Genomic DNA, 12,459 nt, shown 5'->3' on the forward strand with positions numbered 1-12,459 from the left:
CACCACAACCTCAAACACTTCAGCGATTGGAAAGCCGTCGCCAACCCCGACGGCACCGTCCACTGGACCAGCCCCGCCGGCAAACACTACGCCACCGACCCCGCCACCCGCATCAACCCGCACCTGCAGCAAACCGAAACGCCACCACCAGCACCATCCCCACCAGACGAACCCCTGAGTGACCCCTGGAACACCACCTGGGACACCGCGCGGAACACCGACGACCCCAACTCTCAACCGTTCTAGCAGCCAGTCCCCGGAGGAGGAGGAGGAGGAGGAGGAGGAGTGGCGCGGGATGATTGTCAATATTGATGGTCAATACAGCAGCCAAAGACCCCGGGAAGGCAATTGCCGCTATTCCACGAGCGGAAGCTGCACCCGCAGAACCTTGCCGCCGGCCACCATCATGCCCCGGCCGGGCGGAAATTCGGCCCGGTTCAGTCGCGGCAGCGGAGTCTTGAGCAGAATGTCGCCCTGGATGGTGTCAGGCTGCAGCAGCAGGCCGCGCCTGGAATTCTTCATCTCGGCGAACACTGGCCAGGACGAGTTCCACGACGCGGCTTCACCATCGGCGACCAGAAAATGATTACTGCGCTTGACCTGTTTGATGAGCTCAACCAGCGCGGCATCGGCCGGGGTCTGCAGAAAGTCCGCGAGGTTTTCGACGACGATCGCCATGCGCGGGCTGGCCAGGTATGCGGTAAAAGCCACGTGGATGCCCAGCTGACGACCATCCGAGAGGATGCTGCGGAACACGTCGTACCAGTTCGACCGGCCGCTCGCGACCTCCCAGTCTTCCCGAAAGGCCGCGAACCCGCCGATGAGCAGCAGGATGCGCGGCTCGTTGGGGCGGTTCGCCAGCGCGCGGTACTCGGCGATCGTTGACGCGGTGGCCTCGGCAAAGCGGTTGCCGCGCGCTTCAAGTTCGGCCTTGAGCAGCCGGAACAGGCGAATGATGCGTTCAATGTCGCCGCCGATCATGCTGCCCACGTGCGGCAGCGGTTCGAGCCTGCGGAGGCTGCCGGCGGCGAAGTCGAGGCCATAAACCGCGACGGGCCCGCCGGCGCTCGTGCGGCCGGCCGCGATCGCCAGGGTGCGCAGGGTGCGCAGGGCGACGCTCTCCAGATCATGGCTGAGCAGGGTGACCATCGACACCGAGCGCGGCAGGTCGCTCGAGTCAGCGATGAGCGCACCGGCGTCGATGACCGGGGCCAGGCGGCGCGCGAAGTGCAGGGCCTGGCGGAGTCGACCGACTCGACCGCGACATCCGTTATGGTCTCACCGAGGAAGGACCAGTGCTCGGGCCGTCGGGTCCACCTGAGCGGTCCGCGCTCGAACGACTCCGTCAGCGCTTCGACGGTCGACGGCGATTCGCCGAGTCGGGGCCTGCTGCTCCAGCGTGCGTTCGGTGAGCAGCTGCGCGCTCAAGGCTGCCAGGCGGGTGTCGAACCGGCCGATCGAGCGCTTGACCAGACGTTGGTCCTTCGAGCGGTTCATGAAGAAGATGCCAATGAGTATCATCGGGCCCATCAGCACGAACAGCAGCGCCGCCGGGCGGTCGAAAACGAGTCACATGCTCACACCGAGCAGCACCGGCGCCACCCTGGCCGGCCAGGGAAACGGCTGGTCGTCCTTCTCGGTCGGCACCTCGGGCGCTGCGAATTCCTGACCGGCGTAGCGCCCTTCCACCCGCGGCGAGCGGTTGAAGTAGACCGGACCGTCGCGGTGTTCGCACTCGACAGGTTCGCCGCCATGGCCCCGCAAACCTTTATTTGCCCGATCGTTTTGGGTCCATTCCTGGTGCTTCACCGCCATCAGGACAGCCCCATCGGCCTGCTCACGCATCGCGGAAGCACCGAAACCCTGCTGCGCTGGGCCATCCCCTTCTTCGTCAGCAGGCCGATCCTGCTCGTGCTCGGGCAGCTGTGGGGACAGCAGGCGAACCTGTACGACATTCACGGCGGTGTTGCGCTCCTCGTTATGACCATGTGAGTATTTGCGCTCGTGGGGGCCAGTGTTATTGACGTTCGGGGCCACGGGGTGATGTGGCCACTAGCGCGGTTCGGGGCCACCGAACATTGCTGTTGGGGGCCATCTGTTTAGCTCCTTCTGCCGCGTGTATAGGCACGCGGCAGAAGGAGTAATCAATCATGGTACGAAGGATCCAAGCCAAGCGGGTGCTCGAACTCCGCGCTGAGGGCATGACGGGGCGCGCGATCGCCTTGGCGCAGGGCATGTCGCGCAAGAGCGTGTTGGCGGTGTTCGGCGCTGCCGATAAAGCGGGCATCGACCGTGACGGTCACGTGAACCGCAGCGATGCGGAGGTGTATTCGTTGCTGTTCCCGGGGCGCGGCGAGCACGAAAGTGTTTTCGTGCAGCCGGATTGGGACGCGGTGCATAAAGAGCTCGCCAAGGTCGGGGTGACCCTCAAACTGCTCCATGGCGAGTACGTCGACGGGTGCACGATAAAAGAGCAGCCCTCCATGGGTTACGACCGATTCTGTAAGGCGTATGCGACACACACGCTGATCACCGGGGCGGCGTCCCGGGTGGGTCATAAGGCCGGGCGGACGATCGAGGTCGACTGGTCAGGGCCGACGATGCAGCTCACCGACCCGGTAACAGGCGAGACGTCTCGGGTGTACTTATTCGTCGCGTGCCTGCCGTTTTCCCGGTATGCGTTCGTCGAGCCGACGTTGGATATGCGGCAAGACACCTGGCTGCTGGCCAACGTCGCGATGTTCGAGTGGTTCGGCGGAACGGTTCCCCGGATCGTGCCCGACAACCTGAAGACCGGAGTGATTAAGCACCCTCGCGAGGGTGAGATCGTGTTGAACGACGCCTACCGCCAGATGGCCGCGCACTACTCGGCCGCAGTGCTGCCGGGCAGACCGCGGGCACCGAAAGATAAAGCATCTGTGGAAAATACGGTCTCCCATGTTGCGACGTGGGTGATCGCCGGCTTACGTAACCGCAGCTTTGGAACGATCCCCGATCTGCGGGGCGCGATCCGGGAACGCATCGATGCCTATAACCGGGAACCGTTCCAGAAACGCGCCGGCTCCCGCCTCAGTGTGTTTGAAACCGAGGAGAAAGCGCTGTTGCGGCCATTACCGTCGACTCCGTATGAGATCAGCCGGTGGATAATCGGGCGCCGGGTGCAGAAGAACGCGCACGTGGTCTGGAACAAGAACTTCTACTCCGCCCCCTACGCGCAGATCGGCCAGGGCGTCGATCTACGCATCACCAACCAAGTCCTGGAGATTTACCGCAATCATGAGCGGCTCACCAGCCACCTCCTGTTCGGCGAGCATGTCGTGAACGAATACCGCACCAACGATGCCGACCAGCCCCAGGGCGAGAAATACCGCGAGTGGGACACGGTGCGGATCCGGGCCTGGGCGACACGAATTGGACCCCACGTGGTGACCGTCGTAAACAGGATCTTCGAGTCAGTTCCCGTGGAAGAGCAAGGCTACGACGCCGCCCTGGCCGTACTGCGGCTGAGCCGCCGCTACTCCAGCGAGCGAGTAGAAAAAGCATGTCAGATCGCTCTCGAGGGTCGTGTTCGCTCGCCCCGGTATGCGCACTTGCAGCCGATCCTGGAAACCGGGCAAGACAAACCAGGCACGCGTAGGATTCCGCGCTTCGAACCCACCGAACCCGAAACCGGCGGATACGTTCGCGGCGCCGACTACTATGCCGGGGGCGGTGCACGATGAGCCGGATCGATATCGAGACCAAACGCAAACTCCGCGAGATGGGTGTCACCACATTGTTGGACGCCTTCGATGCTCAGGACGATACCTTGACGCTGGGTTTGGCGTTTGAGGAGAAGATCAAGCTGGCCGTCGATGACGCGCATTCCGTCTTCACCCAAACGAAGGTCGAGGGGCTGATCCGTCGGGCGAACCTGCGCTATCCCAACGCTGATCTGCGCCGTCTGGACCTCGTCGAGGAGCGCGGCCTTGACCGGTCAATGATCGCCGGACTTGGAACGTGCTCGTTCATCGACCGGCAGCAGAACGTCGTGTTTCAGGGCTTCACCGGGTCGGGGAAATCGTATCTGGGGTGCGCCTTGGCGAAAGCAGCCTGCCTGCACCGAGTGCGAGCGCATTACATTCGGATGCCAGAGCTTGAAGAGGCCTGGCAGCTGGCCCGCGATAAACCCGCCGGGACCACGAAGTTCTTGAACAAGTACGCCGCGTTCACCCTGTTGGTGATCGATGAATGACTTTTGGACGAGCCCGACGAGAGCACCAGAAGCATGCTGCTGGAACTCCTCGAGCGGCGCTACGACCAAGCATCAACGGTCTTCTGCACCCAGTACGAAAAGAGAGATTGGCACCAGCGCCTCGGCTCCGGGGTTCACGCCGACGCGATCATGGACCGCATCGTGCACAACACCATCTGGGTCGAGACCGGCGGCCACAACATGAGAGAGCACACCGCCGGCCAGGTCAAAGCATAAAGACTCGCGTGGTCGGGTGCGGATGGCCCCCGGCCACGCGACCGCCCGGCACTCGAAGGCAATACCGGTGGCCCCCGCAGGCAATACTCAGTGGCCCCTAAACACTCAAATACTCAAATGACGATTCTCGGCTGCGCAATGAGCTGGGCCGCGGCAGTGCGGCTGCGCGACCTTGATCGACTCCGCGATCGCTCCGCTGACGACCTCACGCAATCAAACGCGATAGAGCGAACCCGCGAATTGGCTAACACCGCCACGCAGCTCTACGCGCTCGTGCGACTCGCCCCCGTTGGCATCGTCGAGCTCGACGCCAGCAGCGGTCTGCTGACGGCGAACGACCAGTGGCACGCGCTCAGTGGCACGCGACTTGACCAGTCCCTGGGTTCGGGCTGGGCGGTCACCATCCATCCCGACGACGTGGAGCGGTTGACGGCCGAGCGAGCCGTGCACGTAGCCGAGCAGGAGGCATCCGCTACCCATGCCCGGTTTGAGGCGGTTTCGAGTCGTCTCCCCTGCGAACAGCCATTGTGACCCTCAACGGTTACGTCGTGGAGAGTCACAATGGCTGTTCGAGCTGGCCGGGCCGGCCCACGGAGTGCTCAACCGGCCCATCGAGAATATTTTCAAGCCGGGCGAGTCAGCGGATCACGGTGCAAACGTCAGCCCGTCGGCTGACGAGTACACGCACCAGCGCTCAGAGCGGGCGCTGCGTAGCATCGGCGAGATCTGTGTCAACGTCAGCGTCGCCGAGATCCACGAGGATACCCGGGTCACCGGCCTGCCCTACCAGGCCTCCCTCGCAGCCACGACCCTCGACCAGGTGACCGTCAGCGTCAACGTGTCGGCCCGTCAGTTCGCCCGCGACGATTGTGGTGCCACGGTGCGGCAAGCCCTGCCGGTATCGGGGCTTTCGCCCGCGCAACGCTGCCTGGAATTGACCGAAAGCGCACTGCTCGATGCCATTGGCCCGGCCGCCGCGACGTTTGCCGAGCTACGACAGCTCGGGGTGCGCCTCGCCGACGTGACGCACCTCGACGTTATCGCCGAGGTGATCGAGACGGCCGGTCAACGCGACCTGCTCCGCGAGATGGGCTGCCACTACGGCCAGGGCCACTACCTCTCGCGGCCCAGCCCGCCCTGGTTTCGCACGACTGAGGGCGGCAAGTTGGGGTTGGGGTAGGGAAATCCGATTATTGGGCTGTCTGCGCCTCCGTGTTCGGGTCGAGGAGAACGTAGACAAGGGCGGTAATCGTGCCCGTGACTGTGCCGCTCACTACCGCGACGTCGACGGTCGGCACCGTGGAGAGGGCGTTGATCAGGACCAGCCTCCGGCCGTTCTGAATGCCCGAAACGAAATCGAGCACACTGTCGTATCGACCGGTAACGGTGAGGCTGAGCGGGATGGCAATGAAATTCGCCGGAGTGAGGCGGGGGTCAACCCCTGCGGCTGGAACCGCGCCGGCAGCAGTCGCCGCCTCGGTGGCAGCGTCGGTGGCAGCGTCGGCAGCTTCGCTCGGCGCCGGACTCGGCGTTGCCTCCGAGGTGGGCGCCGGCGGGGGCGCCGCTGCTGTGGGTGCCGCCACGACGAGCAACGCCGGGTCAAATGCCTGCGCGTCGTTCTGCCTGAACGCGGAGATCACGACCTGGCTGCTCGCGGCGATCGCATTGAACTCGTCAATCAGCGCTGGAATCTCGGCGGAGCTGGGAACGGCCAGTTGAATTGCGGACAGGTCATCCGTGAGCTCGTCGATGTTCTCGAACTGCTTCTTGAGGGCAAGCACCTGTAGCTCATAAGCGGCATTTTGCGCCAGCGTCGTGTCACGATCGGCCTCCGCCAACCGAACCTCGCTCAGTTTGGGCGAAATCCCGAGAAGCCACCCGAGGCCCACGATAGCGCCGATCACCAGCAGGGCACCGATCACCCAGAGCCTGTTCTTGTCCATGATCACTTCCCCTCCGCAGTGGCGAAGCGTCCCGAAAACGCGCCCTCATTGACGTGCAGCACGAAGTCAACGGTGTAGAGACCGGTATCCGTCCGGGTGATCGCGGCTGGCAGGGAATCCGCATAGCCGGGCAGCGTTGACATGCGCTCCAGCCACGCCGGCACGCTCGTGGCATCGGGGCTCCTGAAAAGTATCCTGATCGTAGCCACCCGGGCGTTCAGCAGGGGAGACGCCGCCTGCTCGTAGGGAACCAGGGGCGATGCTGAGTCGATCGAGAGCGTGTCAACGGTCACGGTGCTCGGCACGAGTGCCAGCACCTGGGCGAGGTAGGCCTTCCAATCAATTTCAGTGGATGCGCCGAATTGCCGCGCGACCAGTGTTGTGTCGAGAGCGGCCTGCACCTTCTGAACCTCGGAATACTTCGATTGGCTGGCCAGCAGCTCCGTGGTGCGTTCCCGCGCAGCGGCAAGTTCGGCCTGGCTCTGCAGGGCGTACCAGCTGGATGCGCCGACCCCCGCCCCAACGAGTACCAGCACCGCCAGCAAGAGGCCTCCGAGGCGTCGCCTGGTAGCCTTGACCTTCTTGAGCAGACGAACTTCGGGCGGAAGCAGGTCCATGCGGGGTTCCGCCCCGAGAACGAGTTCATCCGTCGGCTTCTTGCGGGTCATGCTGTGCTCCCCAGTGCGAGGCCGAGTGCCACGGTAAAGGCACCATTCGTGAGCTGCAGGGCTGCGGCATCTATGCCTCTGGCGAGCGCAACCGACTCGAACGGATCTGCCGGCAGGATGGGCAGTCGAGTCAGCGAATGGAGCGCCTGCGCGAATCCGTCCAGCTGGGAGCCACCTCCCATGAGCACAATTCCAGTCACGGGGATGTGCGGCCTGGTGTGTGAAAAGTAGTTGACGGTATTGCGGAGGCTGTTGAGCAGGTCGCTCGTTGCCTCGGAAATGATGGTCGCCTCGATACCGAGGTTCGTCGTGGATACCCCGGCAAGTCCGTGCTCGCGTTTCACCAACTCTGCCGTGGGCGCGTCGACGGACAAGCCCAGCACCAGTGCCTGGGTGAGGTCTCCACCGCCCGCTGGGATGAGCCGCACAAACTGCGGAACTCCGGCGAGCGTGATCACAATGCTCGTCGTTGCCTGACCGATATCGATGAGGGCAACCGCGCCGTCGAACGTTGTCCCCCGACACACGGCTCGGCTGACCGCGAAGGGGATGAGATCGACTTCGACTGCGGTCAGGCCGGCCAGTTGCACAGCGGCGATATTGCCCTGCACCCCCTCCTTGACCGCAACGATCAACAGGCCGTTGATCTCGGTTCCGTTCTCACCCGCACTCTCGTTGATCGGGTAGAAATCGAGCAGGGCCTCCGCTACGGGCACGGGCAACATGTCTGCAACGAGGAAGGGCAGGGTTTCGCGGATGCGTTTCATACTCGTCTTGGGCACCGCAAGGTCCCGCGCGAGCGCGCGATGATTACCGATTCCGAGCACCACATTCTTGCTCTTAAAACCGCCCACCGACCACAGGGTCTTCAGCGCGGCCGCTACGGTATTTGGCTCAGCGACCTCTCCGCGGTTCACTGCTCCCGCCGGCAGTGCAATCTGGTGGTAGCGCATGAGCACGGGACGGGCCTTGTCGGCGTCGCGCACCTCCACGCCGCGCAAGCCGGACGTGCCGATATCGATTCCGACGACGCTGTCCGTCATGGCTGGGCCCCTGTGTCTATCGCTGTCGTGTTCATCAGTCGGCCACTTCCCTGTTCGACACGACCGATCCCGGTTGCGGGTTTGTGATGGTGGGTGTCGCGCTGCCGGTTTCGAGGTCCACTCCCGGCAGACCGAGCGGCACAAAGGTGAAGGTGGGGTTGTTCTTGGCCGAGCTGTAGTTTCCCGCGATCACTTGCCCGCGCCAGCTGAAGCCATTGGCACCGTCGAAGGCGCACGGCGTGTAGAGCAGCGCCTCGACCGGACTGTTGATCGAGAAACCGTTCTTCACGGTGAAGTTTCCCTGTGTCGGCGCCGTGCAGGTGGGTTGTTCGTTGGACAGCTGATCCGGCGTGATAAACCAGATCTTGTGCACGGCACTCGTCGACGAAGAAAACTGCAGCGCGTTGACCCCGGAGAAATCGAACTTGTTCGCGAAAATCACGACATCACTGGTGAGCGTGACGGTGGTGTTGTGGGACGCCGTCGGTCCCAGCGCACAGTCGAGCGCGTTGATGATAACCGGCTTGCCCGCACTGGTTCCGCCGAGACGTCCGTTAGGCAGGGCGCAGGCGCCCAGGGTTCTCACCTCATAAGGTGCGCCGGTGGAATCCACCCAGGCGGCGGGGGTGTACGCCACCTCTGTCCACGGCGGCACCGCGGGAACGATCGCGGAGTGAGTGTACGTGCCGCCCACGCGAGTCCCGGGCGGGTTGGGACTCACTGTGCCAGCCGTCAGGTTGTCGCTGATCCTTCCCGAGCCGAGAGTCGCCGCGCCCGACACCCAGGCAGTCCCGTTAACCGTGCATGATCCCGTGAACGTCAGGTTTCCCGTCACGAGAACACTCCCGTTGATCACGGTGTTGTTCTTCGCGCAATCAAAGTTGCCGTTTTTGACCATGAGACCGGCCCCAGGCGATTCAGTCAAATCGAAGCTCGAGTTGGACTCCACGGTGCCGCCCCGATACAGGTAGAGCGCAACGCCGCTCGGCTCGATCCCGGGCACGAGGTACTTCAGGATCGCCTCGACCTTCGTCGCGTTGCCTTCCGTGGCACCGTTGACGCCCGCAGTTTGGGCCGTTCCGAGCGAGGTAATCCGCACCTCGGTTGCCGTTACGGGAGGACACCCCGCAATCCAGGTGCTGCCCCCGAAATACTCAATTTTCGCGCTGTACCGGGGAGCCACCGCAGAAGCGTAAGTTCCCGGAACGGCTTGCCCGGCGCAGTTGCCGACGACGTAGAGACCCCGGCGTGCCGCCGCAATGCCAGCATCCGCTGCCGCACCGGACTGAACCCCGGACCGAGTAGACGAACTCACTCCATAGGCGCCCACAACAGCGGCCGTGATGAGCGAGGCGAACAGCAAACCAACCGCCATCACACCCAGCACGGAGGCCAGCGCAGCCCCGCGCTCCGGACAGCCGCGCAGCGAGGCGACGCCGCGATCTAGAAACATGTCAGGCCCCCCGATGCTCCGGCCCGACTGGTTGCGGAGCTTGAGATCACGACCGACGGGTAGTCACCGGCGAGGCTCGCGAAATTCACGGTGAGCTGCTGTCCGCTGGCAGAAAAAATATTCGTCCCAGCTACGGGTGCGATCCCTTCCTGCACGAGCGTCCAATCCTGGAGTTCAATCGGCGTGGGCAGGAGAATGGCAACACTGGATCGCTTGGAATAGATGCTGCCATTGCCGGCCGCCGAGTAATACCAGGCGACGCAATGCCACGACAGGGTTGAGTCTCGATTCACGGTGCGGGCGACGAGGAATTGATCGGCACCCGCCGGGGTCGTCAAGAGAAAATCGGTGGAATTGCGCACGTTGGTCTCGATTGAATCCGCCACCACTTGCCCCGACGTGGTCGCAGCCGTCACGGTTTGCACGCGCTCGGTTGCGGTCAGACCGCTGACGAACAGTCCGGCGACGACGGCGACGACGACGATCAGCAGACTGCTGTAGACGATCAGTTCGACGAGCGTGTAGCCCCGCTCCGGATCGTCGTCTTGTTCGAGGAACATGTCATTTCACCGCCACAAAAATCAAGGTCTTGGCCGACGCCAGCACGACACCGGTATCGGTTCGCACGACCGTGACAGCCATGGGAACCGTTATCGGGTACGAAGACGCCGAGGCAGGACAGGCACCGCCGACCGTCCGAGCTACCTGAAGAGTCACGCCACGCGGATCGACCACGGAGAAGGTGGCTGCGGTCAGGGCGGTGCAGGTGGTTTGGGCCCGCGCGTTCTCCATCTCCTTGTTCAGGAGTTGGGTGGCCGCCGCGAGCGTTCCGTTGGCCGCTGACTGAGTGACGCCCTGCACCAGGAACGGCAACAGGGCCACGGCCAGTAGCCCGAGCAGGAACATGGAGACTGCAATCTCGATGAGGCCGAAACCCGCTTCCGTTGCCCGGGGAGTCTCCCGCTGGCGGTCGTTCATGGGCCCCTCCTGTGGAACGACGTGTCAAAGATCGGAGAATTAAACGGTGGGGCGTCGCGTTCGCGATGCCCCACCGTTCTTGGCGCCCCCACCGTACTCGACTTCGGCCGGGGCAACAGCTCGGCGGCACTTCGTTGCACCCTAGGGGGCGCAGTCACCTTCGACGACACCACCGGCATTCGTGATCCTGAAGATCTTGGTTGAGGCGCTCGTAGCCTGGATACAGAAGTTCGTGCCGCCGACCGGGATGGAGACGCTCGCGGGAATTGTCGGGGTAAAGCCATAAGGGGTGAGCGCGCCAATGGTCGTAGTTCCGGCGGGAGTGTCGACCAACAAACTCACGTAGGCAACTTTGGCATTGCCAAGGTCTGATTTGGCGGCGGAATCCTTGGCCTGGTTCTGCTGGCTCAGAAAGATCGGAATGGCGATTGCGGCCAGAATTCCGATGATGATGACGACCACGAGGAGTTCGATGAGGGTGAACCCGTGGTCTTCTTTGTTCAGGGCTGCTCGCTTGCGGGCAAGCGGTCTGGTAAGGCTGTTGATCATGATAGGTCCTTCTCTGAGCACTGGCGAGGAAGGCCTTCGCAAGCTTGCTTTGAGCCTACGTGGATTGCGCAAAAAAAGTAAACAATCTGAATTATCAATCCCCAGTTCAGGGGCGAAATGTCACTTGATATATTCAAAAATTGAAAACATGGGCATGTACAGCGCCACGATCATGCCGCCGATCACAATTCCGATGAACGCGATCATCAGCGGCTCGATCAGTGCCGTCAACTGTTCGGCCGTGGACTGCACTTCCTGGTCGTAAAAGTCCGCGATCTTTCCGAGCATGGTCTGCAGGGCTCCGGCGTCTTCGCCGACCGCGATCATCTGCACGACCATAGGGGGAAAGACCGGTTCCAGCGAGAGCGGCCCCGCGATCGACATGCCCTGCCGCACGGACTCCTGAACCTTACGGAGCGCCGATTCCACCACCCAGTTGCCGGAGGTTTCCCCCACGATATTCAGCGACTGCAGAATGGGCACGCCGGCGCCGATCATGGTCGAAAAGTTGCGACTGAAGCGTGCGATCGCGAGCTTGGTCATGAGCGGCCCGAAAACAGGCACCTTGAGCTTGATCGGATCAATAATTTTGCGCACGGTCTCGGTGTTTTTGTTCTTGCGCCACCACACCGAAAAGACGATTCCTCCCACGACGAGTAGCGGCAGCAGCCACACCATGACTTGGGAGAGCACGACGAGAATCTGGGTCGGAAGGGGAAGCTGGCCACCGAACCCGGCGAACATCTTCTCGAACACCGGCACGATGAAGGTGAGCATGCCGACAACGGCCACGACCGCCATAACGAGCACGATCGTGGGGTAGGCCATCGCCGACTTAATCGTGTCGCGCAGCTTGCCCTCCGATTCAAAGTTTTCTGCTACCGAGTTGAGGGAATTTTCAAGGAATCCACCGGTCTCTCCCGCCCTGATCAGATTGATCATGATGGGCGGGAACACGTTCGCGTGTTTGATCATGGCTTCCGACAGGGAGACGCCCGTTTCCACATCGTTACGAACGCTCGTGAGGATCTTTGCGAGTTCCTTGTTCTCGGTCTGCATCGACAAGATATTGAGCGTGCGTAACAGGGAAAGCCCGGCGGAGGTCATGGTGGCCATCTGGCGGCTCATCACGGCAAGGTCTTTGAGCCCCGGATGCGTGGCGAACCCGGGAATACTGATCTCTCGACTCAGTCCGGTGCCGACTACGACCTCGGCGACGGAGATCGGGGCGACTCCCATGTTGCGCAAGCGAGTAATGGCGACGCTTTCAGAAGCGGCATCGAGTCGCCCCTTCACTACCTTTCCGGCAGCGTTACGCCCCTTGTAGGCATACGCGAGTGTGGTGGGCATGGCG

General features: G+C 62.8%; 14 protein-coding genes and 2 pseudogenes. 5 read left to right on the forward strand and 11 right to left on the reverse strand.

Features of this window, described 5'->3' with window-relative positions; genetic code table 11:
* Positions 1–246 (forward strand): annotated as a pseudogene (locus E3T46_RS17935) (hypothetical protein); the annotation flags it as partial.
* 108 nt (positions 247–354) lie between these two features.
* Here the strand turns inward: E3T46_RS17935 and E3T46_RS10525 are convergent.
* The 3 genes from E3T46_RS10525 to E3T46_RS10535 all read right to left on the reverse strand — a co-directional run bounded on the left by E3T46_RS10525 (position 355) and on the right by E3T46_RS10535 (position 2,037).
* Positions 355–1,149 (reverse strand): FtsK/SpoIIIE domain-containing protein, encoded by a 795-nt coding sequence (locus E3T46_RS10525; protein ID WP_134578544.1) that lies wholly within the window; start codon positions 1,147–1,149, stop codon positions 355–357.
* Positions 1,150–1,278: 129 nt separating this feature from the next.
* Positions 1,279–1,521, reverse strand: a complete 243-nt coding sequence (locus E3T46_RS10530; RefSeq protein WP_134578524.1) for a hypothetical protein — start codon at positions 1,519–1,521, stop codon at positions 1,279–1,281.
* 48 nt (positions 1,522–1,569) lie between these two features.
* The gene (locus E3T46_RS10535; protein ID WP_134578525.1) at positions 1,570–2,037 is read right to left on the reverse strand and encodes a hypothetical protein; all 468 of its coding nucleotides are present in this window, start codon (positions 2,035–2,037) and stop codon (positions 1,570–1,572) included.
* Positions 2,038–2,150: 113 nt separating this feature from the next.
* Here E3T46_RS10535 and istA point away from each other — a divergent pair, with 113 nt between their 5' ends.
* The 4 genes and pseudogenes from istA (at position 2,151) to E3T46_RS10555 (ending at position 5,651) form a co-directional block, all read left to right on the forward strand.
* On the forward strand, positions 2,151–3,722 hold the full coding sequence (istA, locus tag E3T46_RS10540; protein ID WP_134578526.1) for an IS21 family transposase: 1,572 nt from the start codon (positions 2,151–2,153) through the stop codon (positions 3,720–3,722).
* A 38-nt stretch (positions 3,723–3,760) separates the two neighbouring features.
* Positions 3,761–4,471 (forward strand): annotated as a pseudogene (locus E3T46_RS10545) (ATP-binding protein).
* Positions 4,472–4,588: 117 nt separating this feature from the next.
* Entirely contained in the window at positions 4,589–5,002 is a 414-nt protein-coding gene (locus tag E3T46_RS10550; protein WP_134578527.1) for a PAS domain-containing protein, read from the forward strand.
* 64 nt (positions 5,003–5,066) lie between these two features.
* The gene (locus E3T46_RS10555) at positions 5,067–5,651 is read left to right on the forward strand and encodes an EAL domain-containing protein (protein WP_166790240.1); all 585 of its coding nucleotides are present in this window, start codon (positions 5,067–5,069) and stop codon (positions 5,649–5,651) included.
* Between the two features lie 10 nt (positions 5,652–5,661).
* On the opposite strand, the gene E3T46_RS10560 is transcribed toward E3T46_RS10555, so the two are convergent.
* The 8 genes from E3T46_RS10560 to E3T46_RS10595 all read right to left on the reverse strand — a co-directional run bounded on the left by E3T46_RS10560 (position 5,662) and on the right by E3T46_RS10595 (position 12,455).
* Positions 5,662–6,414: a hypothetical protein gene (locus E3T46_RS10560; RefSeq protein ID WP_134578529.1), complete on the reverse strand. Its 753-nt coding sequence runs from the start codon at positions 6,412–6,414 to the stop codon at positions 5,662–5,664.
* Between the two features lie 2 nt (positions 6,415–6,416).
* Positions 6,417–7,082: a hypothetical protein gene (locus E3T46_RS10565; protein WP_134578530.1), complete on the reverse strand. Its 666-nt coding sequence runs from the start codon at positions 7,080–7,082 to the stop codon at positions 6,417–6,419.
* Positions 7,079–8,125, reverse strand: coding sequence for a type IV pilus assembly protein PilM (gene pilM / locus E3T46_RS10570; RefSeq protein WP_134578531.1), 1,047 nt, complete (start codon positions 8,123–8,125; stop codon positions 7,079–7,081). Before pilM ends, E3T46_RS10565 begins: the two co-directional genes overlap by 4 nt.
* A gap of 34 nt (positions 8,126–8,159) precedes the next feature.
* Positions 8,160–9,578: a hypothetical protein gene (locus E3T46_RS10575; protein WP_134578532.1), complete on the reverse strand. Its 1,419-nt coding sequence runs from the start codon at positions 9,576–9,578 to the stop codon at positions 8,160–8,162.
* A complete protein-coding gene (locus E3T46_RS10580; protein ID WP_134578533.1) occupies positions 9,569–10,138 on the reverse strand; it encodes a hypothetical protein in 570 nt (189 codons plus the stop codon). Before E3T46_RS10580 ends, E3T46_RS10575 begins: the two co-directional genes overlap by 10 nt.
* A gap of 1 nt (position 10,139) precedes the next feature.
* Complete coding sequence (locus E3T46_RS10585; protein WP_134442827.1) at positions 10,140–10,556, reverse strand: hypothetical protein; 417 nt, start codon at positions 10,554–10,556, stop codon at positions 10,140–10,142.
* Between the two features lie 141 nt (positions 10,557–10,697).
* Positions 10,698–11,105, reverse strand: a complete 408-nt coding sequence (locus tag E3T46_RS18715; RefSeq protein WP_134578534.1) for a prepilin-type N-terminal cleavage/methylation domain-containing protein — start codon at positions 11,103–11,105, stop codon at positions 10,698–10,700.
* A 120-nt stretch (positions 11,106–11,225) separates the two neighbouring features.
* On the reverse strand, positions 11,226–12,455 hold the full coding sequence (locus tag E3T46_RS10595; RefSeq protein WP_134578535.1) for a type II secretion system F family protein: 1,230 nt from the start codon (positions 12,453–12,455) through the stop codon (positions 11,226–11,228).
* Positions 12,456–12,459: the final 4 nt, after the last annotated feature.

Origin of the sequence: Cryobacterium sp. Hh11 (assembly GCF_004404045.1) — a bacterium.
GTDB lineage: Bacteria > Actinomycetota > Actinomycetes > Actinomycetales > Microbacteriaceae > Cryobacterium > Cryobacterium levicorallinum.

Coding starts and splice junctions, on each gene's coding strand:
- E3T46_RS10525 (WP_134578544.1), bottom strand. CDS start 1,149: ATGGTCACCCTGCTCAGCCATGATCTGGAGAGCGTCGCCCTGCGCACC.
- E3T46_RS10530 (WP_134578524.1), bottom strand. CDS start 1,521: ATGATACTCATTGGCATCTTCTTCATGAACCGCTCGAAGGACCAACGT.
- istA (WP_134578526.1), top strand. CDS start 2,151: ATGGTACGAAGGATCCAAGCCAAGCGGGTGCTCGAACTCCGCGCTGAG.
- E3T46_RS10550 (WP_134578527.1), top strand. CDS start 4,589: ATGACGATTCTCGGCTGCGCAATGAGCTGGGCCGCGGCAGTGCGGCTG.
- E3T46_RS10560 (WP_134578529.1), bottom strand. CDS start 6,414: ATGGACAAGAACAGGCTCTGGGTGATCGGTGCCCTGCTGGTGATCGGC.
- E3T46_RS10565 (WP_134578530.1), bottom strand. CDS start 7,082: ATGACCCGCAAGAAGCCGACGGATGAACTCGTTCTCGGGGCGGAACCC.
- pilM (WP_134578531.1), bottom strand. CDS start 8,125: ATGACGGACAGCGTCGTCGGAATCGATATCGGCACGTCCGGCTTGCGC.
- E3T46_RS10575 (WP_134578532.1), bottom strand. CDS start 9,578: ATGTTTCTAGATCGCGGCGTCGCCTCGCTGCGCGGCTGTCCGGAGCGC.
- E3T46_RS10580 (WP_134578533.1), bottom strand. CDS start 10,138: ATGTTCCTCGAACAAGACGACGATCCGGAGCGGGGCTACACGCTCGTC.
- E3T46_RS10585 (WP_134442827.1), bottom strand. CDS start 10,556: ATGAACGACCGCCAGCGGGAGACTCCCCGGGCAACGGAAGCGGGTTTC.
- E3T46_RS18715 (WP_134578534.1), bottom strand. CDS start 11,105: ATGATCAACAGCCTTACCAGACCGCTTGCCCGCAAGCGAGCAGCCCTG.
- E3T46_RS10595 (WP_134578535.1), bottom strand. CDS start 12,455: ATGCCCACCACACTCGCGTATGCCTACAAGGGGCGTAACGCTGCCGGA.